Source organism: Rhodococcus sp. NPDC056960 (assembly GCF_042674125.1).
Classification (GTDB): Bacteria; Actinomycetota; Actinomycetes; order Mycobacteriales; family Mycobacteriaceae; genus Rhodococcus_F.
In genome coordinates this window covers 41,872-61,745 of the sequence record NZ_JBHURF010000036.1, presented here as the reverse complement: position 1 = coordinate 61,745, position 19,874 = coordinate 41,872, and the positions used below count along the sequence as shown (strand labels likewise).

Annotated in this window: 20 protein-coding genes; 9 read left to right on the top strand and 11 right to left on the bottom strand. The window is 67.0% G+C overall.

Annotated elements, in window-relative coordinates; translation table 11 throughout:
* Nucleotides 1-33: 33 nt before the first annotated feature.
* The 10 genes from ACFTWF_RS39030 to ACFTWF_RS38985 all read right to left on the bottom strand — a co-directional run bounded on the left by ACFTWF_RS39030 (nt 34) and on the right by ACFTWF_RS38985 (nt 8,332).
* Nucleotides 34-450 (bottom strand): Rieske (2Fe-2S) protein, encoded by a 417-nt coding sequence (locus ACFTWF_RS39030; RefSeq protein ID WP_378466430.1) that lies wholly within the window; start codon nt 448-450, stop codon nt 34-36.
* A gap of 544 nt (nt 451-994) precedes the next feature.
* Complete coding sequence (locus ACFTWF_RS39025; RefSeq protein ID WP_378466429.1) at nt 995-1,966, bottom strand: ferritin-like domain-containing protein; 972 nt, start codon at nt 1,964-1,966, stop codon at nt 995-997.
* Nucleotides 1,967-2,285: 319 nt separating this feature from the next.
* The gene (locus ACFTWF_RS39020) at nt 2,286-2,432 is read right to left on the bottom strand and encodes a hypothetical protein (protein WP_378466428.1); all 147 of its coding nucleotides are present in this window, start codon (nt 2,430-2,432) and stop codon (nt 2,286-2,288) included.
* Nucleotides 2,433-2,712: 280 nt separating this feature from the next.
* Nucleotides 2,713-3,381, bottom strand: coding sequence for a GntR family transcriptional regulator (locus ACFTWF_RS39015; protein ID WP_378466427.1), 669 nt, complete (start codon nt 3,379-3,381; stop codon nt 2,713-2,715).
* An 88-nt stretch (nt 3,382-3,469) separates the two neighbouring features.
* Complete coding sequence (locus ACFTWF_RS39010; protein ID WP_378466426.1) at nt 3,470-3,784, bottom strand: hypothetical protein; 315 nt, start codon at nt 3,782-3,784, stop codon at nt 3,470-3,472.
* 45 nt (nt 3,785-3,829) lie between these two features.
* On the bottom strand, nt 3,830-4,873 hold the full coding sequence (locus tag ACFTWF_RS39005) for an LLM class flavin-dependent oxidoreductase (RefSeq protein ID WP_378466425.1): 1,044 nt from the start codon (nt 4,871-4,873) through the stop codon (nt 3,830-3,832).
* A gap of 63 nt (nt 4,874-4,936) precedes the next feature.
* On the bottom strand, nt 4,937-6,421 hold the full coding sequence (locus tag ACFTWF_RS39000; protein ID WP_378466424.1) for an aldehyde dehydrogenase: 1,485 nt from the start codon (nt 6,419-6,421) through the stop codon (nt 4,937-4,939).
* Nucleotides 6,414-7,145, bottom strand: a complete 732-nt coding sequence (locus tag ACFTWF_RS38995; RefSeq protein WP_378466423.1) for an alpha/beta fold hydrolase — start codon at nt 7,143-7,145, stop codon at nt 6,414-6,416. The genes ACFTWF_RS39000 and ACFTWF_RS38995 overlap by 8 nt, the downstream gene beginning before the upstream one ends.
* 12 nt (nt 7,146-7,157) lie before the next feature.
* Nucleotides 7,158-7,709 (bottom strand): amino acid synthesis family protein, encoded by a 552-nt coding sequence (locus ACFTWF_RS38990; RefSeq protein WP_378466422.1) that lies wholly within the window; start codon nt 7,707-7,709, stop codon nt 7,158-7,160.
* On the bottom strand, nt 7,706-8,332 hold the full coding sequence (locus tag ACFTWF_RS38985) for an amino acid synthesis family protein (RefSeq protein WP_378466421.1): 627 nt from the start codon (nt 8,330-8,332) through the stop codon (nt 7,706-7,708). Before ACFTWF_RS38985 ends, ACFTWF_RS38990 begins: the two co-directional genes overlap by 4 nt.
* A gap of 198 nt (nt 8,333-8,530) precedes the next feature.
* On the opposite strand from ACFTWF_RS38985, the gene ACFTWF_RS38980 reads away from it, so the two are divergent.
* Genes ACFTWF_RS38980 through ACFTWF_RS38970 form a run of 3 tightly spaced genes read left to right on the top strand, consistent with a single transcriptional unit; the run spans nt 8,531 to nt 11,168 of the window.
* On the top strand, nt 8,531-10,189 hold the full coding sequence (locus ACFTWF_RS38980) for a BCCT family transporter (protein ID WP_378466420.1): 1,659 nt from the start codon (nt 8,531-8,533) through the stop codon (nt 10,187-10,189).
* Nucleotides 10,186-10,611: an ester cyclase gene (locus ACFTWF_RS38975; protein ID WP_378466419.1), complete on the top strand. Its 426-nt coding sequence runs from the start codon at nt 10,186-10,188 to the stop codon at nt 10,609-10,611. Before ACFTWF_RS38980 ends, ACFTWF_RS38975 begins: the two co-directional genes overlap by 4 nt.
* A gap of 50 nt (nt 10,612-10,661) precedes the next feature.
* Nucleotides 10,662-11,168 (top strand): flavin reductase family protein, encoded by a 507-nt coding sequence (locus tag ACFTWF_RS38970; RefSeq protein WP_378466418.1) that lies wholly within the window; start codon nt 10,662-10,664, stop codon nt 11,166-11,168.
* An 84-nt stretch (nt 11,169-11,252) separates the two neighbouring features.
* Here the strand turns inward: ACFTWF_RS38970 and ACFTWF_RS38965 are convergent, their stop codons facing one another.
* A complete protein-coding gene (locus ACFTWF_RS38965) occupies nt 11,253-11,939 on the bottom strand; it encodes a GntR family transcriptional regulator (RefSeq protein ID WP_378466417.1) in 687 nt (228 codons plus the stop codon).
* 229 nt (nt 11,940-12,168) lie between these two features.
* Between ACFTWF_RS38965 and ACFTWF_RS38960 the strand changes: the two genes are divergently transcribed.
* The 6 genes from ACFTWF_RS38960 to ACFTWF_RS38935 are packed head-to-tail and all read left to right on the top strand — an operon-like array spanning nt 12,169 to nt 19,860.
* A complete protein-coding gene (locus tag ACFTWF_RS38960; protein WP_378466416.1) occupies nt 12,169-13,641 on the top strand; it encodes a purine-cytosine permease family protein in 1,473 nt (490 codons plus the stop codon).
* Complete coding sequence (locus tag ACFTWF_RS38955) at nt 13,638-14,903, top strand: bifunctional 3,4-dihydroxy-2-butanone-4-phosphate synthase/GTP cyclohydrolase II (protein WP_378466415.1); 1,266 nt, start codon at nt 13,638-13,640, stop codon at nt 14,901-14,903. Before ACFTWF_RS38960 ends, ACFTWF_RS38955 begins: the two co-directional genes overlap by 4 nt.
* Nucleotides 14,900-15,175, top strand: a complete 276-nt coding sequence (locus ACFTWF_RS38950) for a hypothetical protein (protein WP_378466414.1) — start codon at nt 14,900-14,902, stop codon at nt 15,173-15,175. Before ACFTWF_RS38955 ends, ACFTWF_RS38950 begins: the two co-directional genes overlap by 4 nt.
* A 52-nt stretch (nt 15,176-15,227) precedes the next feature.
* Nucleotides 15,228-17,534, top strand: a complete 2,307-nt coding sequence (locus tag ACFTWF_RS38945; RefSeq protein WP_378466413.1) for an FdhF/YdeP family oxidoreductase — start codon at nt 15,228-15,230, stop codon at nt 17,532-17,534.
* Nucleotides 17,534-18,409: a formate dehydrogenase accessory sulfurtransferase FdhD gene (fdhD, locus tag ACFTWF_RS38940; protein ID WP_378466412.1), complete on the top strand. Its 876-nt coding sequence runs from the start codon at nt 17,534-17,536 to the stop codon at nt 18,407-18,409. The genes ACFTWF_RS38945 and fdhD overlap by 1 nt, the downstream gene beginning before the upstream one ends.
* The gene (locus ACFTWF_RS38935) at nt 18,406-19,860 is read left to right on the top strand and encodes an NAD-dependent succinate-semialdehyde dehydrogenase (protein ID WP_378466411.1); all 1,455 of its coding nucleotides are present in this window, start codon (nt 18,406-18,408) and stop codon (nt 19,858-19,860) included. Before fdhD ends, ACFTWF_RS38935 begins: the two co-directional genes overlap by 4 nt.
* Nucleotides 19,861-19,874: the final 14 nt, after the last annotated feature.

The following is a 19,874-nucleotide window of genomic DNA, read 5'->3' as shown; positions in this document are numbered from 1 at the left end:
CGGTCCACAACTTGTCCTGTGTGCTCTGCGCCGTCAATCGTTGCTGCTGGCAACAGGATTTGCGCGTAGCGTCCGCTGCTCGTCCGGTTGCCGCACCTGGATACGGCCGTCCCGCACCCGGGCCTCGCACACCTGCTGAGGCCGGGTCGTGGGACCTCGCACCACTCCGCCGTCCGTGATAGCGAAACGATTTCCGTGCCAGTGACATTCGATGCATCCATCGGCGAGTGTGCCGTCGTCGAGGGGCGCGCCGCGATGCGTGCAACGGTTGCTCAACGCGACGACGGACTCGCTGCGCTTCACCAAGAGCACCGACACGGTTCCGACCAGCACGGCGACCACGTCACTGTCGGCCAATGCCGATTCCGGGGCCGCGTCCGTCCATTCCGAGGGAAGAGTGGAGAACGCGGTGGTGTCGACGCCGACGCCGGCGGCATAGCGCTGACCCACGCCCCGAGGGGCACCGTGACCAGGAGTGGGTGTAGTGGGTGTCCCAGGTCGGTGCCGGACAGCGCGTCCTTGACCCGGCCCGCCGGAAGCCACTTGTTTATGGCGTCCACGATCGCGCCGGTGGGTCGATCCAGAAGTGAGCGTGTTCGAGTCGGCGCACACTTCGCTCGAGTATAGTCACAACCATCCCACCTCAAAATTCACTCGGCTCGAACACCTTTCGCACCGCTCTGGCGCAAGTGCCCCGACGCCGCGCTACGCAAACCGACTCGTACCGCAGCGACCCCGAGGACCCCGTGGACGAACAGATCGTCCCGGCTGTACGGACTGGGGAGACGGTCCCGCGGGCTGTTTCAATGGTCAACCCGCGGGACCTGAATCGGACGCCCTACCGGTCGGCCGTCCGATCCTTACGATCGAATGCCCCGAATCCGGGTTCAGGAATCCGAAGCGGAACCGAGTTCGTGACGCTGCGATCGCTTTTCGTCGTAGGCGGAATGCCGGCGAGCGATCACCGTGCTCGCCGAATCCGACGGACGGCCGGTCAGCTGAGGCCGGCGACCTCCTGGGCGATCGCGGCGAGGCGCGTTTGCGATGCGGAGACGACGCCGTGCCGGTTCTTGTGCGCTTCCTCGTACGCGACGATGGCCCGCACGTCCGCCGGCTCGGTCAACTCCTTGACCGCCGCCACCGCCTCGGAGACATTGAGGTCGTCGTAACCGTCGATGGGCAGCTCCCCTGGTTCGAGTACTCCGGCCGCGGTACGGGCGGAATGCAGCACTCCCGCGACCCCGTCGGCGCCTTCGCGGCGGGTAACCTGCTCTGCGGTCTCGAGGGCGGCATCGCGGGACGCGGTCAGAGTTTTGACGGCAACGTCGCCGGCGTGCGCGCCCCGGTTCAGTAACTCGCTGAGCGCCGGCGGGGTGGAGCGCACGGTATCGAGTGCCCGGTCCAGGCCGCGGGCCGACCAGATGACCGGCGCGTTGACCAGTCGCACCGCGGTTCCGGTGGCCGCCTGCAGCGGGGTGCGACGCAACGCCGCCGGCCCGCCCAGGGCGTCCTCCGCGAGGACGGTGGTCAGCCAGTCCACGGTCGCCGAGTGCGCGGCGATCAACCGGAACGCCAGATTCTCGACGTCCTTGTTCCCGGCCGCGACTGCGAGGGCCTTGATGTACCGGGCTCGGTCGAGGAGCTGGTGCTCGAGCGCGAGATCACCGATCAAGGCCTCGTCGAACGGCTGGGCCTGCTCGACCATTGCCTTGACCGCGGCGGCGGCCCGCCCGAGGAACGGTCCGATCAGCTCGGGGACGCCGCCGAGTTCGCGGATCGCGGACTCGATGGCCTGTGCGCGGGCTCGGCCGTTGTCGGCGTTCTCGGACAACTCCCGGCGCACCGCGTCCGTCCGGGCCTGCACGATCCGGGTTTCGGCTATTTGAATCTCGGTGTGGGTCAGGTCGAGGACTGTACGCAGTTGCGCCAGCAAAGTGGTGGTGGTGGTGGTGTCGGGTGTGCTCATGCGGGTTTTCGCCCCTTCGGCATTGACGGCATCGGGTCGGCGCAACGTGCACCGCTACCGCGCCTACCCAGCCCCGCCGACAGGTAAGCGTCCCTGAGGACTCGAACCACGGAATTCGGAAACTGTTCACCCGGGACTCATCCGCGGTCTGTGATTCCGCACTGCACTCGTTCGAATGCGGCACCTCTGGCGCTGTGCCTCCGAGCGCGGTCAGCGGCGAGAACGGGAATGGTCCCCGGTCTGCATCGCCAGAACCGCGGCGATCCCGGTCAGCAGCAACATGAGCAGGAGCAGCACATTCATGTCTTCGCCCCGTCTTTCAGTGCGCGCTTGTCTGAGTAGCCGGGCGGCGGTCGGCGAACATGGCCTCGATCCTGGACTTGATCTCCGCCGTGCTCATCGAGCCGCCGCCATGGTGGGGGCGCGCGGTGAGCGGGGACGTCCGGACGGTCGAGGCGATGTTCATGTACTCCTCTTTCACTGTGGTGCCGGGGAGAGGCAATCGCTACGGCGCGTTGCCTGTGTCCATCCGTCACAGGTGATGTGATCTGCTTCACATCAATGCGTGTTGATGTTGTACACCACGCTGACCCATTGCGCCAATCGGACTGCCTCACAGCAGGTCCGGACAGGTTCGGCAACACCGGAGGTCGCGCAGGCGACACCGAACTCGGCACCGGTGCGGAAACGCACCGAATCGAATGGCCGCGCCTGCCCAAGAGCCGGACAGGCTGCGTCTCGCCCGGTCAGGTGTCGAGCTGTGACATGAGCGCCTGGTGGCTCGCTTGGACGTGGCGTCGCATGAAGTTCTCGGCACCGATGCCGTCTTTGGCGATGATGAGTTCGAGGACGGTGTGGTGCTCGCGCTCGGATTCGAGCGATCGGCCGGGGCGGGCGAGGGAGGTTTTCACGAGGCGCCGGTAGGCGAGCTGGTTCATCAGGAGGCGGTAGTGGGCGGCGAGTTTGCCGTTGTCCGCGCCGGCGACGAGGATCTCGTGGAATTCGTGGACCAGCTCGCCGTAGCGTTCGACGTCGCCCGCCGCGACGGCGGCGTCGGCTTCGCGGATGTTCTCCTTCATCGCGGTGAGTTCGGGAACTTCACCGCGGGCGGCCATCAGTCGTGCGGCGCCGCCTTCGAGGAGTTGCTTCATCTCGAACAGTTCGTTGAGCTCACGCCGGGTGGGGACGGCGACGAAGGTGCCCACCCGGGGGCGGATCTCCACGAGCCCCTCGATCTGGAGTTGCTTGAGGGCCTCGCGGATGGGCGTGCGACTGATGCCGAACGTCTCGGCGAGCGACACCTCGGACAGCGGCTGTCCCGGCTCGAGCTCACCGGTGATGATCATCTGCCGGATTCCGTCGGCCGCGCGCTCCTGGAAGTTGCTCGTGTCGAGCCGTCGAGACGTCGCGACCATCGGTGACCCCCTCGGCTTTCTGCCATGTATCTTGCATGTCAACCGTACATTGCGGCAGGCCCGCAGCCACGTATGGGACCGGTCGGTGTCAGCCGAACTCGAGGTGCGCTCGCACGGCCGTCGCATCGGGTGAGACCCATCCGCGGCTGCGGGCGAAGTCGATCATCGCGGCGAAGTCGCCCCGCCACTGCGCGCCCAGCCTGCCGTTTTGTGCCGCATTCTGCAGCCAGTCCACGGACAGCCAGGCTGTGTGGTCCTCGACGGTGCCCGCCTCGGTGTGTTGCAGAACCGCACGGACCTGCGCGTCGTCCCACCCTGCCGGGGCCGCGACATGCAGTCGGGTGCAGTCGTCGGCCTCGTGGAGCGTGGCAGTCCGACCGTCGGGTGCGACGGTGACATACATGGTGCTACTCCTCGCTGCGGCAGGGTGGGACGGCGCGGTCGTGTGTCAGCGAAACGCGGGGACCACTTCGTTGATGAACAGTTCGAGCGACTTGCGCTTCTCCTCGTGCGAGAGGGTGTTGTCGGCCCAGAAGCTGAACTCGTCGATCCCGAGTTCCTGGTAGTACCGCAGACGGTCGATGACTTCCTCTGGCGTTCCGATCATCGCGGTCTTGTGCAGCGATTCCGGCGAGAACTCGGGCCGTTCCGCGAACTTCGACTCGGGGCTGGGCTCGAGGAAGCCGTTAACCGGCGTCGTCTTGTTCCCGAACCATGCGTCGAACGTCCGGTAGAACTTCTGGATGCCTTCGGCGGCGGGCCGCCACCCTTCCGGCTCGTCGGCCGGGTGCACGTAGGTGTGGCGAAGCACCATGATCTCGGGCCGCTTCACCTCGGGATGGTTCTCGACGGCGGTCTCGAACTTGTTCTTGAGGTCGGCGACCTCCTCGTCGCCCTTCATCAGCGGGGTGACCATGACGTTGCACCCCTGTGCGACCGCGAAGTCGTGCGACGCGGGATCGCGCGCGGCGACCCACATCGGGGGCATCGGCTGCTGCACCGGCTTCGGCACGCTCGTCGAGGTCGGGAACTTCCAGATCTCGCCGTCGTGCGCGTAGTCGCCCTTCCACAGTTCTCGGACGGCGGGCACGAGTTCGCGCAGGTGCTTGCCGCCTTCGCCGGCGGGCAGGCCGTCCGCCAGACGGTCGAACTCGAACTGATAGGCGCCGCGCGCGAGGCCGACCTCCATGCGCCCGTTGCTGATGACGTCGAGCAGCGCACACTCGCCGGCCACCCGGATCGGGTTCCAGAACGGCGCGATGATCGTGCCCGCACCGAGCCGGATGGTCGACGTCTGACCGGCCAGGTACGACAGCAGCGGCATCGGGCTGGGCGCGATGGTGTACTCCATCGCGTGGTGTTCACCGATCCACACGGTTTCGAATCCGCCGGCCTCGGCCATCAGTGTCAGCTCGGTCAGGTTCTCGAACAGTTGGCGGTGGCTGACGCTTTCGTCCCATCGCTCCATGTGCACGAACAGCGAAAACCTCATTGCTGTTCCTCCTCTGCAAATCGTGTGGTTGGGGTACAGGTCCGACGTGTAGCGGTGGACACGTCAGCTCCGCATGGTGAACGGATCCGCGACGGGATCTTCGCTCGTGTTGATCCAGACGCTCTTGAGCCGCGTGTACTCCTTGATCGTCTCGGTGCCGTGCTCGATGCCGACGCCACTGCTCTTGAAGCCCTGGCGGGGCGACATCGGCGACATGGCGCGGTAGGTGTTCACCCACACCGTGCCGGCTTCGAGTCGCGCCGCCATCCGGTGCGCGCGAGACAGGTTCGTCGTCCACACACCGGCCGCGAGTCCGTACTCGGTGTCGTTGGCGAGCCGGATCACTTCTTCCTCGGAATCGAACGGCATGATCGCCACCACGGGGCCGAAGATTTCCTCACGGACCACCCGCATGTCGTTGTCGACGTCGACGAGGACCGTGGGCTCGTAGAAGTAGCCGCCGAGTCCGCCTCCGTCGCAGGCATTTCCGCCGGTGACGACGCGCGCGCCCTCGCTGCGGCCGAGGTCGACGTAACCCGCGACCTTGTCGCGCTGGTCGGCGAATGCCAGCGGTCCGAGTTCGGTCGCCTCGTCGAGTGGGTTGCCGATCCGAATGGTCTTCGCCCGCTCCGCGACCCGCTCGAGCAGTTCGTCGTACACGGAACGGTGCGCGAAGACCCGGCTGCCCGCGATGCAGGTCTGCCCGGCGGCGGCGAAGATGCCCGCGACGACGCCCATCGCGGCGTTGGCCACGTTGGCGTCCTCGAACACGATGTTCGGTGACTTCCCGCCGAGCTCCAGCGTCGATCCGATGAACCGACCGGCGGTCGCCGCCGCGATGCGCGCGCCGGTTGCGGTGCTGCCGGTGAACGAGATCTTCGCGAGGTCCGGGTGGTCGACCAGGGCCTGGCCTGCCTCGGCGCCGAAGCCGGTGACGACGTTGACGGCGCCGGCGGGGAATCCCGCCTCCACCGTCAGTTCGGCGAGCCGCAGCGCGGACCGGGAGGTGTATTCCGACGGCTTGATGACGACGGTGTTCCCGACGCACAGTGCGGGCGCCAGCTTGCTGGTCGTCAGGGTCAGCGGCGAATTCCACGGCGTGATCGCGCCGACCACCCCGAGCGGCTCACGGGAGGTGTAGTTGAGGACGGTGCGGTCGGACGTGGGGACGAAGTCGCCGTGGATCTTGTCGGCCAATCCCGCGTAGTAGTAGTAATACTCGGGCACCCCGGCCAGCTGTCCGCGCATCTCGCGCAGGAGTTTGCCGTTGTCGAGGACCTCCATCCGCGCGAGTTCCTCGGCGTTCTCGCCGATGAGGTCGCCGAGGCGGCGAAGGAGATGACCGCGGCGGGTCTGGCTGAGGTCACGCCACCGCGGGTCGTCGAACGCCGACTTCGCGGCGGCGACGGCGCGGTCGATGTCCGCCGCGTTGCCGCGGGCCGCCTGGTACAGCGTCTCGCGGGTGGCCGGATTGGTGCTGTCGAAGTACTCGCCGGATTTGGGCGCTACGTGCTCTCCGCCGATGTAGTGGTGCAACTGCTCAGACATGTGCGTGCTCTCCGATGAAAGTGGTGATGCTGTCGACGAACGCGTCCGGGCGCTCGACGGGAAGCATGTGCCGTGCGTTCGGGATGATCACCGCCCGGCAGTCGGGCAGCGCCGACGCGAGCCGGTGCGTCATCTCCGGAGTGGACCCGGGATCGTCGCTACCGGTCACGGCCAGCGCGGGCACGCCGATTCCGCCGAGCGCGGGTGCGAGCTCGGCGTCGGCCGTCGCGAATACCCGATAGCAGTTGACGAACGACGATACGTCGTTCGCCGACAACGTGTTCCGTGTCCACTCGATCCACCGCTCGTCGACGTCGGTGCCGACGTACCACCGGGCGATGGACGCCGCGGCGCTCGCCGAGAAATCGGCGCGGGCGGTGTTCAGCCGGGCCAGCACCGCGGTGCGCTCGTCGGCGGTCCGCCGGCACACCGAGCTCACCGACGTCAGGGTCGCCACCAGTTCGGGGCGGTGCAGCGCCAGGAACTGGGCGACGAGCGCGCCGAGCGAGAAGCCCACCAGGTGCGAACCCGGCGGCACCTCCCCGACCACGCCGTCGGCGAGGTCGGCGAGGGTGGTGCCGTCGGCGGCAGGCGGTCGCGAGCCGTGCCCGGGCAGGTCGGGGGTGATCACCGTGAAGTGCTCGGCCAGCAGCGCGGCGGCGGGCTCCCACATCGTGTGATCGAGCCCGACTCCGTGCAGTAGCACCATGGTTGGCTTGCTCATGAGACCGTCCGACTACTGCTCGGTCGTCAGCGGTGCCAGCCGCTGCTGGGGGCGTCCCTGCGACGCGGCCGCCAAGGCGATCACGATCTCGTCCGGGTGCGGGGCGTCCGCGATGCGCACCTCGATCGTCTGGTGGTGCGACCGGATCGTCGCGTCGGTGATGTGCTTGAGCGGGATGTCGAACACGATCCCGGCGGGTCCGCGCTTCTCGACGGCCGGCAGCAGGGTGGTGGCGTTCGCGGCCTTGCGGAAGTGGTCACCGAACTTGAGGGTGTGGATCAGACCCGAGCCGTGCTCGATCTCCCCGTTCAGGCCGACGATCGCAGCCTTGCCGTAGGCCTCGGCGGGGGCACCGAGTGCCTCGATCACCTTCGGCGCGAGCAGTGCGCCGACGGTGGACGCGTTGTCGTCGATTCCGGGACCCAGGTCATCGACGAAACCCTGTCCTGCCCAGGGGTTCTCGATCACCGCGGCGACGATCGCAACACGGGCGGCGGGCGACACCGGACGGCCGCCCTCGGTCAGGATTTCTTCGACGATCGTGATGATCTTGCGGACGTTCATGAAAGGACTGCCTCCAATGTGTGAGCGGTGACTGCGGGGTCGGTTGCACGGTCGCCGATGCGCGGGTGCGGCCGGGGGCCGGTCGATGCCGCAGCAATGATGACGATTTCGTCGGCGCGCGGAGCGTCGGGCACTCGCGCGCTCACGGTCTGGTAATGACTTCGGGTGGCGGCATGTTCCTTGTGCCACAACGGAACGACGAGTTCGGTGCCGGCGTCGGCCCGGGCGTCCGCGAAGCAGATGATCGATTCGCCCTGCAGGAACTCTCGGACGAGGTTCCCGAAGTACGGCGTGTGGATCAGCGCGCCGCCGTGCTCGATCTCGCCGGCGGTTCCGACGATGGCGGCCTTGCCGAACGCCTCGATCTCGTCCACGCCACCGAGCGCTTCGATGAGCCGATCGGTCAGCAGCTTCGCGAGTGGGGGCGCGATGGCACCGACCACGGCCGACAGGTCGGTGTCGGCACTCGTGCCCACCCAGGGGTTTGTGACCACGGCTGCGACGCTGGCGCGAGATACCGGACGTACGGGGGCCTTCCCCGCTTCGGTCACAGTGTCCTCGCGATAGAGCGACAGCTTGCGGAGTCCAATGTCCCCGATACGATTCCCAATCCGCTCTTGCATGCAACGTACAGTAGTCGCAGCTCGCATCATGGTCAAGAGGGGTCGTCGCCACGACTTCATATTTCGTTCGCATACAACGCGCTGGCCTGCGGTTATCTAGTCCGGACCGCGCAATATGCCTTGCCGAACCCCTCGGGGTCACCGTCCGAGATAACTGTCCATTGACATGAGAATGTGACGCGCCCCATAATCTGTTGCATGGTAGAGCAGAGGGGCGGCGGCACGTCGCCGCACACGACCCCCACATCGAGCCACCGACATCAGAAGCCGGGACCCGACGCGGACGTCGCGACCTCGGAACCGGCGCGCGACGCCGGAATCGACGCGGCCGCACCCGCCGCCGGGCACGGCCGCCTCCCCGGTAGGACCAGGCTGGGCACCGTCTTCTGGACGTCGGTCGGGGTCTCGGGGTTGTTCGTCGTCTGGGCAGTCGTGTTCACCGACAACCTCAACGAGGTCACCACCGGGTCGCTGAACTGGATGACGTCCACCTTCGGCTGGACGTATCTGGTGGTGACCCTGTGCATCCTGATCTTCCTGGTGTTCCTCGCCTTCAGCCCGGCCGGCGACATGCGTCTCGGCCCCGACGACGAGAGACCGGAGTTCTCGACGCCGAGTTGGCTGGCGATGATCCTGAGTGCGGTGATGGGCATCGGCCTCATCTCCTACGGTGTCGCCGAACCGATTTCGCATTTCGCCTCGCCGCCGCACGGACTGGCGGAACCGGGCACCCCGGACGCTGCCGTGCGCGCGATGCAGTACTCCTACTTCGACTGGGGCGTGCACGCGTGGGCGATCTTCGCGGTGTTCGGCCTGGCCATCGCGTACTCGACGCACCGCAAGGGTCGCCGGACGCTGGTGAGTCAGTTGTTCTATCCCCTGCTCGGTGAGCGGGTGAACGGACCCATCGGCAAGACCATCGACGTACTCGCCGTGTTCGCCACACTGTTCGGCACCACCACCTCGCTGGGCCTCGGCGCGCTGCAGGTGAACAACGGACTCGCCTCGCTGTTCGGCACCCCGGTCAACTCGGTGTCGCAGGTGATGATCATCGCGTCCGTCACCGCCATGTTCACGCTGTCCGCCGTCACCGGTGTGAACAAGGGCATCAAGTTGCTCAGCCAGTGCAGCACCGCCATGGCGATCGCGCTGTTCGTCTTCATCCTGGTCGTCGGCCCGGCGGTGTTCGTCGCGAACCTGTACATCGAGTCGATGGGCATGTGGGCGAGCGACTTCTTCCGGATGAGCCTGCAGGGCACCGCCTTCGGCGACCTGGAATGGATGCAGTGGTGGACATACTTCATGCTCGCCTGGTGGGTGTCCTGGGGCGCGTTCGTCGGCGTCTTCCTCGCCCGGATCTCCCGCGGGCGCACGATTCGCGGGTTCATCATGGGAGTTCTGGTCGTCCCCAGCGTCGTCTTCTTCACCTGGTTCACGGTGTTCGGAGGCGCGGCCATCCACATCGACATGTACGAGGGCGGCGACATCGCGCAGCGCACCGCGGTCGACATCAACAGCGCCTTCTTCGCAACCCTCGAGCACTACCCGTTCTCCACGGTCACATCCGTGATCGCCATCCTGCTGGTCATCGTGTTCTTCGTGTCGGGCGCCGACGCCAACACCTACGTGCTGAGCATGATGACGTCGAACGGCTCGTTGACCCCGGCCCGGTGGATCCTCATTCTGTGGGGCATACTCACCGGCGTCACCGCGATCGTGCTGATGCTCGCAGGCGGCCTCAACGCCTTGCAGAACACGGTGATCGTGACCTCACTCCCCTTCCTGGTAATCGTCGCCGGACTGACGGTGTCGTTCTGGACCGAACTCGCTTCCGACCGAAAAGAGCACATGAAATGACCGATTACGACGCCCGCCGCAAGCTGATCGCGACCGTGTGGGATGCAGCCTGGGACCGCGGTGAGGTCGACGAGTTCGACACCCTGCTCGCCCCGGGATACCAGCGTCACGGCACCCACGGGCACCCTCAGGATCGCGACACCTTCAAGGCCTCCATCCTCTCCACGCGTGCCGCCTTCCCCGACCTGACGACCACGATCGACGACGTCGTCCTCGAGGGCGACCGGGCGGCAATCCGCTGGCACAGTGCCGGCAAGCACACCGGCGCGTTCCTGGGCATCCCCACCACCGGGAAGAGCGTCGAGGTCAGCGGTGCGACGTTCGCCCGCTTCGACGGCGACGCCATCGTCGAGGAATTCGTGACGTGGGACCCCCGCGCACTCCTGTCCGCCCTCGGCATCATCACCGTCGGCCAGGACTGACCGACAACTCACCCAGCAGAACCACCACAGAACTACACGGAGTACACATCATGTCGCAGCTTCAGCAGCCCCGGGCCGATATCGACCTGATGAAGCAGGTCAACCGCCAGTTCGTCACCGGCGTCACCGTGATCACCGCCATGGACGGTGACACGCCGAAAGGATTGGCGGTCAACGCTTTCGCCAGCATCTCGCTCGACCCTCCCACCGTGATGGTGTGTGTGCAGCGCACGTCCAACACCCACGACTGCCTGTTCCGGTCCGACCACCTCGCCATCAACATACTGTCCACCGCGCAGGTCGACGTCGTGAACCGGTTCGCGTCCAAGTCCGAAGACAAGTTCGCGGGCCTGAACTGGCAGCCCGGCCCCTTCGGCAGTCCGCTCATCGACCTCAGCAGCGCGCAGATGGAGGTCGAGATCCGCGAACGGCTGCAGGCGAGTACCCACACCGTGTTCATCTGTCGTGTACTGCACGCCGCAACCAGCGAGGAGACGCCGATGATTTACAGCGCGGGCAAGTTCTTCGACGGAGGCTCGCTCACCCCCCTCGGGTGATCCGCCCCCGTCCGGCACGCACGACACTGCGGGCCCACCTGCCGAAACAGGTGGGCCCGCAGACGTGTCGACAAGGCATGCGGATCAATTCGTCGGGGCGGCACCGTCCAGTCCGGCCATCACGGCGTGGTGGCTCGCCTGGACGTGCTGGCGCATGAGCTGCTCGGCGCCGGTGCCGTCCTTGGCGATGATCAGGTCGAGCACGCGATGGTGTTCCCGCTCGGAATCGAGCGAACGACCGGGTTGCGCGAGCGACGTCTTCACCAGACGCCCGTATGCCAACTGGTTCATCAGGATTCGGTAATGCGTGGCGAGTTTGCCGTTGTCGGCGCCGACGATGAGAATTTCGTGGAACTCGCGCACCAACTCGGCGTACCGCACCGTGTCGCCGGCGAGGACGGCGGCGTCGGCGTCGGCGACGTTCGACTTCATCGCCTCCAGTTCGGGGATGTTTCCGCGGGCCGCCATCAACCGCGCGGCCGCCCCCTCGAGGAGCTGCTTCATCTCGAACAGCTCGTTGACCTCGCGGCGGGACGGGGCGGCGACGAAGGTGCCCACCCGCGACCTGATCTCCACCAGACCCTCGATCTGCAGCTGCTTGAGGGCTTCGCGCACCGGCGTGCGGCTGATGCCGAACGTCTCGGCCAGGTTCACCTCCGACAACGCGTCACCCGGGCCCAGCTCACCGCTGATGATCATCTGCCGGAGTCCGTCGGCCACCTGTTCCTGGAAATTGGCGGTCACAAGCTTCCGGGTCGACGCGACGACCATCTTCACTCCTCGATGCAAGACTTGCTGACATCTTGTATGGCAGCTTGACCATTTAATTACCTCCCGGCCTCACCCGTCAAGACTTCGTCCGGAACTGCGTCGATCCGGGTTGCAAATAAGTTGCCCCATGTGACGATCTCGCCGTCGGGGTTGACTTCGTCGCAATGGTTCTGCACAGTGATCTATGCAACGTCTTCTGCCATACATCATGGCAATCAGAGAGGTCGATATGTCTCAGACTCCCTCGGCAGACACCGAAGACCGCCAGTACCGCAGCAAAGTCGCCGCGATCGAGCCGTACGGTGTCGACCACATTCCCGACGCCGAACGCCACGGCACCGCGCGCTCCCAGTTCTCCATCTGGTTTGCCGCCGGCATGAACTTCCCGATCATGGTGCTGGGTTTCTCCGCCATCAGCTTCGGGCTCTCGCTGACGGCGGCGGTCACCGCGATCGTGCTCGGCTCCCTGGTCGGCGCGGCCGTGATGGGCATCCTGTCGCAGATGGGCGCCCGCCTCGGTGTTCCGCAGCAGATCCAGTCGCGCGGCCCTCTCGGGTTCTTCGGCAACTTCGTCCCGGTCGCGTACATCAACGTCTTCGCCGGCATCGGCTGGGCCGCGGTGACGATCATCCTCGGCGCCCAGGCACTGCACGAACTCGCGCCCACCATCCCGTTCTGGCTGTCGGCCCTGGTGCTCGTGAGCATCCAGCTGGTGGTGGCCGTGTTCGGGTACAACATGATCCACTTCCTGCAGAAGATCCTGTCGTTCGTACTGTTCTTCGGATTCGTGCTGATCACCGTCGTCTCGGTGACCAACAGCGAAACCATCGGCTTCGACGCGAACCCCGACGCACCGTTCTACATCGGCGGCACCGGTGGGTGGATCACCTTCGCGGGATTCTTCCTGTCGTTCCTCATCGCCTGGTGGCCGTTCGCGTCCGATTACTCGCGCTACCTTCCCGACGACGACGGCACCGCCAAGCGGGCCGGCGCCTACACCCTGGCCGGGAACTTCATCACGCTCACCTGGCTGGGTATCGCCGGTGCACTGCTCGGTGGCTCGGCCGTCTCCGGTGAGGATCCCATCACCGCCCTCGCCCGCCTGACCGGCTCGTGGGCTCCGGTGGCGCTGATCGTCGTCCTGCTGTCGTCGTTCTCGCAGAACTTCCTCAACGTCTACGGCGGTGCCATCTCCGTCCAGACGCTGCGGATCCCGGTCAGCCGCCGCACGGCCGTCATCGTGATCTGCGTCGTCGCCTACATCATCAGCCTCTGGGCCGGTGCGGGGTTCGAGGCGAAGTTCAAGAACTTCCTGTTCCTCGGCGCCTACCTGATCGCCCCCTTCGGCGCGGCACTGCTGCTCGACTACTTCGTCGGCGGACGCAAGGACAAGTCGCGCGTCGACGAACTGTACGACGAGACGCGTGTGCTGAACTGGGGCTTCGCCGCCTGGGTCGCGGGCGTCATCGCCTCCGTCCCGTTCTGGAACCTGTCCTTCTACCAGGGCTGGGTGACCGTCCACCACCCCGAATGGGGCGATCTGACCTATGTCGTCGGCTTCGCGGTCGCCGCCGCGGTGTACATGCTCACCTACCACCTCCCCGGCATTCGCCGCGCACCGAAGACCCGGGTCGCGACCGCACCGGACGACGCCGCGAGCCCGGCAGCCGCCCCCGCGACGACGAGTGGTGACCGGCGATGACCGAGCACCTGTTCGAGGCCGTCCCGGCGTCGGTGCCGGCGTTCGTCGCCGACGTCGAACGCGCCCTCGCCGACATCGCCGCCGGACGTGCCGTGGTCGTCGTCGATGATCACGACCGCGAGAACGAAGGCGATCTCATCTTCGCCGCCGAATGTGCGACACCGGAACTCGTCGCCTTCACCATCCGGCACGGATCCGGGGTGCTGTGTGTGCCGATGGCGGGTGACCGACTCGACGCCCTCCGCCTTCCCCCGATGTGCACCGACAACGAGGACCCCAAGAGCACCGCCTACGCGGTCAGCGTCGACGCCCGGGACGGTGTGAGCACCGGCATCTCGGCGGCCGACCGCGCCCGGACCATCCGGCTCCTCGCGGCGGCCGACACCCGCCCCGAACAGCTGACGCGCCCGGGGCACGTGTTCCCGCTGCGCGCCCGCCCCGGCGGAGTGCTCGAGCGCCCCGGGCACACCGAGGCCGCCGTCGACCTCACCGCGATGGCCGGAATGCGGCCGGCCGGTGCCATCTGCGAGATCGTCAACGACGACGGAACGATGGCCCGCGGCGCCGAGCTCGACGAGTTCTGCGCCGCACACGGCCTGCACAAGCTCGCCATCGCCGACCTCGCCCGATACCGCCGGTGGCATGCGCCGATCGTCGCGAGTCCCGCCATCCGGATGCCCACCCCGCACGGCGTCTTCGAGGCCGTCGCCATCTCCGAGGACGAGGGCACCGAGCACCTCGTCCTGACGTACGGCGACATCGCGGACCAGGACGACGTCCTCGTCCGGGTGCACTCGGAATGCCTGACCGGTGACGTGTTCGGCTCGCAGCGGTGTGACTGCGGACCGCAACTCGACCAGGCCCTCGCCGAGATCGCCCGTGTCGGCGCCGGCGTCGTGGTGTACCTCCGCGGGCACGAGGGCCGCGGCATCGGACTGGTCCAGAAACTGCGCGCCTACAGCCTGCAGGAAGGCGGCCTGGACACCGTGGACGCGAATACCGCGCTCGGATTACCCGTGGACGCACGCGATTTCGGAACGGCAGCGAAGATCTTGGCCGATCTTCGGGTCCGCTCGGTCAACCTGATGTCGAACAATCCGCACAAGGAGTCGGCGCTCGCGTCGTACGGCACACGCATCCTGCGCACCACCCCGCTCCACATCGCACCGACCGCCGACAACGTGCGCTACCTGCAGACCAAGACCGAACGCCTCGGACACCGCGCACCGGTATCCCACCCGGCCGGAGTCCGGCACGCATGATCACCCTCATCACCCAGCACCGAGTGCACGACTTCGACACCTGGCGCACGGTGTTCGGCGGACACCAGGACAACCGCCGGGCCCACGGCGCCACCGGCCACCGGATTTACCGGATCGGCGACGACGTGACGGTTCTGACCGACTTCCCCGACCGCGCGTCGGCCGAAAGATTCCTCGCGGATCCGGCGCTGCGCGACGTCGTCGCACGAGCCGGCTTCGTCGACTCGCCCACTACCCGCATCTGCGAGCTCGTCGACACCGACGAGTACTGACCTCGGCCGAAACGTTCTGCGACCCAGCATCACTACCCCCAGGAGCACCTCCATGCCCGCACCCATGCCTGACATCGACGAGGACGAGGTCGTTGTCACGCACGAGAAGTCCTATGCGGCAGGTGTTCCTGCGGTGTTGGTGTCGCTCAAGCGTGGGCTCGAGCAGATGGGTCCGGTGCGCACGGCCCGCACGCTGTTCCGGTTGAATCAGCGGGACGGGTTCGACTGCCCGGGGTGTGCGTGGCCGGAGACCCCGGGGCACCGCAAGCATGCGGAGTTCTGCGAGAACGGGGCGAAGGCGGTCGCGGAGGAGGCCACCACCCGCACCGTGACGCCGGAGTTCTTCGCGGAGCATTCGGTGGCCGAGTTGTTGGGGCGTACCGAGTTCTGGCTCGGGCAGCAGGGCCGGTTGACGCATCCGATGGTGCTGCTGCCCGGGGCCACCCATTACGAGCCGATCGGGTGGGACGCCGCGTTCGCGATGATCGCCGGGGAACTGCGGGCGTTGGCGTCGCCGGACGAGGCGGTGTTCTACACCTCCGGCCGCACCAGCAATGAGGCCGCGTTCGTGTACCAGCTGATGATCCGGGCGTTCGGGACCAACAACCTGCCGGACTGTTCGAACATGTGCCACGAATCCTCCGGCAGTGCGTTGACGGAAACGATCGGGATCGGGAAGGGCTCGGTGTCGGTCCCGGACATCGAGAACGCCGATTTGATCCTGATCGCCGGCCAGAACCCGGGCACCAACCACCCCCGGATGCTCTCCACCCTGGAAAAGGCGAAGGCCAACGGGGCGAGGGTGATCGCGATCAACCCGCTGCCGGAGGCCGGGTTGTTGCGGTTCAAGGACCCGCAGAAGGTGCACGGCGTCGTCGGCGACGGCGTACAGATCGCGGACGAGTTCCTGCAGATCCGGATCGGCGGCGACCAGGCCCTGTTCCAGGGGCTGGCGAAGCTGCTCCTCGACGCCGAGGACGCCGCACCGGGCACCGTCCTCGACCACGCATTTTTGGAATCCTCGTGCGCCGGGTTCGCGGAGTGGGCCGCCCACATCCGGACCACGGTGGACCTGGACACCGTCATCACCGCGACCGGTTTGACCCGGGCCCAGATCGAGGACACCGCGCGGGCGTTGATCTCCTCGGACAAGACGATCATCTGCTGGGCGATGGGGTTGACCCAGCAGACCCACGGGGTCGCGACCATTCAGGATGCGGTCGCCCTGTTGCTGATGCGGGGGATGATCGGCACACCCGGGGCCGGGGTGTGCCCGGTGCGTGGGCACTCCAACGTCCAGGGTGACCGGACGATGGGGATCTGGGAGAAGATGCCCGAAGCGTTCCTGGCCGCGTTGGACACCGAGTTCGGGATCCGGTCCCCCCGGAAGCACGGGCTGGACGCGGTGGATTCGATCCGGGCGATGCGGGACGGGACGGCGTCGGTGTTCGTGGGGATGGGCGGCAACTTCGTCTCCGCCACCCCGGACACCGACACCACCGAGGCCGCGCTGCGTAACTGTGCGTTGACGGTGCAGGTGTCGACGAAGCTGAACCGGTCCCACCTGGTGACCGGGCGGACCGCGCTGATCCTGCCCTCGCTCGGGCGGACCGACAAGGATGTGCAGAACGGGAAAAAGCAGCAGGTCAGCGTGGAGGATTCGATGTCGATGGTGCACCTGTCCCGGGGCAGCCTCCCCCCGGCCAGTACGCACCTGCGCAGTGAGGTCGCCATCGTCTGCGGGATCGGGCAGGCGTTGTTCGGGCCGGACCATGCGGTGCCCTGGGCGCAGTTCTCGGTCGATTACGACCGGATCCGGGATTCGATTGCGCGGGTGATCCCCGGGTTCGAGGACTTCAACACCAAGGTCCGGGCCCCGGACGGGTTCGGGTTGCCGCACCCACCCCGCGACGAGCGCCGCTTCGTCACCGGGACGGGGAAGGCGAATTTCGTCGTCAACGACCTGTCGTGGGTTCCCGTGCCGGCCGGGAAACTGATTTTGCAGACCATGCGCAGCCATGATCAGTACAACACCACCATCTACGGTCTCGACGACCGCTACCGCGGCGTCAAGGGCGGACGCCGCGTCCTGTTCGTCAACGAACTCGACATCGCCGCGTTCGGGTATGCGGCGGGGGATCGGGTGGATCTGGTCTCCGAATGGCAGACCGGCGACGGCACCGTGGAGGAACGGCGGGCGGAGGATTTCCGGTTGGTGCCGTATCCGACACCGCAGGGGAATGTGGCCGCCTACTATCCGGAGACGAACCCGCTGATCCCCCTCGATCACGTCGCGGCCAAGTCGAACACCCCGGTGTCGAAGGCGGTCACGATCCGCCTCGAAAAACGGCGGCCGTGATGGGGCGGGTGACGACCCGGACCCCGGTCACCCGGATCACCGACACGAGGCACACCACCCGCCCGGACACCGTGGTGGTGGAGGAACCCCTGGAGATCCGGGTGAACGGGACCCCGTTGGCGGTGACGATGCGCACCCCCGGCTCGGATGTGGAATTGGCGCAGGGGTTCCTGCTCACCGAGGGCATCATCACCGACCGCGGCGACATCGCGTCGATCCGGTACTGCAACAGTGTCGACGACAATGGGGTGAACACCTACAACGTCCTCGACGTCGACCTGGCGGCGGGGGTGTTCCTGCCCGACACCGGCATTCAGCGCAATTTCTACACCACCTCCTCCTGCGGGGTCTGCGGCAAAGCCTCCCTGGATGCGATCCGGCAACGCACCCGGTATTCGCCGGCCGCGGACACGGTGCGGGTGCCGGCCGCGACGATCGCGGAACTGCCGGACCGGTTGCGGGCGGCGCAGAAGGTGTTCGACACCACCGGCGGGTTGCACGCGGCGGGCCTGTTCACCCGCACCGGGGAACTGCTCACCATCAAGGAGGACGTCGGCCGGCACAACGCCGTCGACAAACTCATCGGGTGGGCCGTCGAACAGGGCCGCATCCCGCTGCGCGGCACCGTCCTGCTCGTCTCCGGGCGGGCGTCGTTCGAGTTGGCGCAGAAGGCGGTGATGGCCGGCATCCCCATCCTCGCCGCCGTCTCCGCCCCCTCCTCCCTGGCGATCGACCTCGCCCACGACACCGGACTGACCCTCATCGGCTTCCTCCGCGGCACCACCATGAACCTCTACACCCACCCCGACCGCATACAGCCTGTTGCACAGCTTGTTTCGACGTCCCACAACTCACCCCCAGGAGGAATTGCATGATCGACACCCAGACGCTGCTGGCGTCGCTGCCCACCGATCTGTGGATCGGCGGCACGCAGGTCCCGGCGACGGGCGGCCACACCCTCACCGTCCACAACCCCGCAGACGGCAAGGCCCTGATCGACATCGCCGACGCGCAACCCGGTGACGGCCGCGCCGCCCTCGACGCCGCTGCCGCCGCCCAACCAGGTTGGGCCGCGACGTCGCCGCGTGCCCGCGCCGACATCCTCCACCGCGCATGGGAATTGCTCAACGAACGCCGCGACGAATTCGCGTTGCTGATGACCCTCGAAATGGGCAAACCCCTCGCGGAAAGCTACGGCGAGGTCACCTACGGTGGTGAGTTCCTCCGCTGGTTCTCCGAGGAAGCGGTCCGGATCAACGGCCGCTACACCCAGTCTCCGTCCGGGAACGGGCGGATCCTGGTCACCAAGGAACCGGTCGGACCCACCCTGGCGATCACCCCGTGGAACTTCCCGCTGGCGATGGGCACCCGCAAGATCGCGCCCGCGTTTGCCGCCGGCTGCACCATCGTCGTCAAGCCCGCCGCGGAAACCCCACTGACCATGCTGCTGCTGGCCGAGGTCTTCCGCGACGCCGGACTGCCCGAAGGCGTGCTGTCGGTGCTGCCGACGTCGAACTCCGCCGCGCTGACCACTCCCCTGTTCGCGGATCAGCGTCTGCGGAAGGTGACCTTCACCGGATCGACCGGCGTCGGCAAGATACTGCTCAAGCAGGCCGCCGACCGGGTGCTGCGGACGTCGATGGAACTCGGCGGCAACGCCCCGTTCGTGGTCTTCGACGACGCCGACATCGACGCCGCCGTGGAAGGCGCGATGGCCGCGAAGATGCGTAACGGTGGCGAGGCGTGCACGGCCGCCAACCGCATTCACGTCGACAACGCCGTCCTCGCCGAGTTCAGCGAGAAGCTCACCGCCCGCATGCGCGCGCTGAAGGTCGGCCCCGGCGACCTCGACGGCACTCAGGTCGGACCGCTGGTCAGCGAGAAGCAACGCGCGAGCGTCGCCGATCTGGTCGACGACGCGGTCGGGAAGGGCGCCGTGGTCACCACCGGCGGATCCGTGGGAGCGGGCGAAGGCTACTTCTACGAGCCCACCGTGCTGACCGAGGTTGCGCCGCACGCCCGCATCCTGAAGGAGGAGGTCTTCGGCCCCGTCGCCGCGATCATCGGATTCGACGGCGAAGAAGACGGCATCGCCGCCGCCAACGACACCGAATACGGTTTGGCCGCCTACATCTACACCGAGGGACTCGAACGCGCGCTGCGGGTCTCGAGCGCCCTCGAGGCCGGGATGGTCGGGGTGAACCGCGGCATCATCTCCGACGTCGCGGCCCCGTTCGGTGGTGTGAAGGAATCCGGACTCGGCCGTGAGAGCGGCAGCGAAGGCATCGAGGAATACCTCGAGGCGAAGTACGTCGCGTTCCGCTGACACCGGGTGCGATC

What these genes read in the sequence shown, in the direction of transcription:
- ACFTWF_RS39020 (WP_378466428.1), bottom strand. Translation starts at nt 2,432, where the DNA reads ATGAACATCGCCTCGACCGTCCGGACGTCCCCGCTCACCGCGCGCCCC.
- ACFTWF_RS38970 (WP_378466418.1), top strand. Translation starts at nt 10,662, where the DNA reads ATGTCGCAGCTTCAGCAGCCCCGGGCCGATATCGACCTGATGAAGCAG.
- ACFTWF_RS38990 (WP_378466422.1), bottom strand. Translation starts at nt 7,709, where the DNA reads ATGAACGTCCGCAAGATCATCACGATCGTCGAAGAAATCCTGACCGAG.
- ACFTWF_RS38935 (WP_378466411.1), top strand. Translation starts at nt 18,406, where the DNA reads ATGATCGACACCCAGACGCTGCTGGCGTCGCTGCCCACCGATCTGTGG.
- ACFTWF_RS38985 (WP_378466421.1), bottom strand. Translation starts at nt 8,332, where the DNA reads ATGCAAGAGCGGATTGGGAATCGTATCGGGGACATTGGACTCCGCAAG.
- ACFTWF_RS38945 (WP_378466413.1), top strand. Translation starts at nt 15,228, where the DNA reads ATGCCCGCACCCATGCCTGACATCGACGAGGACGAGGTCGTTGTCACG.
- ACFTWF_RS38950 (WP_378466414.1), top strand. Translation starts at nt 14,900, where the DNA reads ATGATCACCCTCATCACCCAGCACCGAGTGCACGACTTCGACACCTGG.
- ACFTWF_RS39025 (WP_378466429.1), bottom strand. Translation starts at nt 1,966, where the DNA reads ATGAGCACACCCGACACCACCACCACCACCACTTTGCTGGCGCAACTG.
- ACFTWF_RS39015 (WP_378466427.1), bottom strand. Translation starts at nt 3,381, where the DNA reads ATGGTCGCGACGTCTCGACGGCTCGACACGAGCAACTTCCAGGAGCGC.
- ACFTWF_RS38965 (WP_378466417.1), bottom strand. Translation starts at nt 11,939, where the DNA reads ATGGTCGTCGCGTCGACCCGGAAGCTTGTGACCGCCAATTTCCAGGAA.
- ACFTWF_RS39000 (WP_378466424.1), bottom strand. Translation starts at nt 6,421, where the DNA reads ATGTCTGAGCAGTTGCACCACTACATCGGCGGAGAGCACGTAGCGCCC.
- ACFTWF_RS38975 (WP_378466419.1), top strand. Translation starts at nt 10,186, where the DNA reads ATGACCGATTACGACGCCCGCCGCAAGCTGATCGCGACCGTGTGGGAT.
- ACFTWF_RS38980 (WP_378466420.1), top strand. Translation starts at nt 8,531, where the DNA reads ATGGTAGAGCAGAGGGGCGGCGGCACGTCGCCGCACACGACCCCCACA.
- fdhD (WP_378466412.1), top strand. Translation starts at nt 17,534, where the DNA reads ATGGGGCGGGTGACGACCCGGACCCCGGTCACCCGGATCACCGACACG.
- ACFTWF_RS39010 (WP_378466426.1), bottom strand. Translation starts at nt 3,784, where the DNA reads ATGTATGTCACCGTCGCACCCGACGGTCGGACTGCCACGCTCCACGAG.
- ACFTWF_RS38960 (WP_378466416.1), top strand. Translation starts at nt 12,169, where the DNA reads ATGTCTCAGACTCCCTCGGCAGACACCGAAGACCGCCAGTACCGCAGC.
- ACFTWF_RS39005 (WP_378466425.1), bottom strand. Translation starts at nt 4,873, where the DNA reads ATGAGGTTTTCGCTGTTCGTGCACATGGAGCGATGGGACGAAAGCGTC.
- ACFTWF_RS38955 (WP_378466415.1), top strand. Translation starts at nt 13,638, where the DNA reads ATGACCGAGCACCTGTTCGAGGCCGTCCCGGCGTCGGTGCCGGCGTTC.
- ACFTWF_RS38995 (WP_378466423.1), bottom strand. Translation starts at nt 7,145, where the DNA reads ATGAGCAAGCCAACCATGGTGCTACTGCACGGAGTCGGGCTCGATCAC.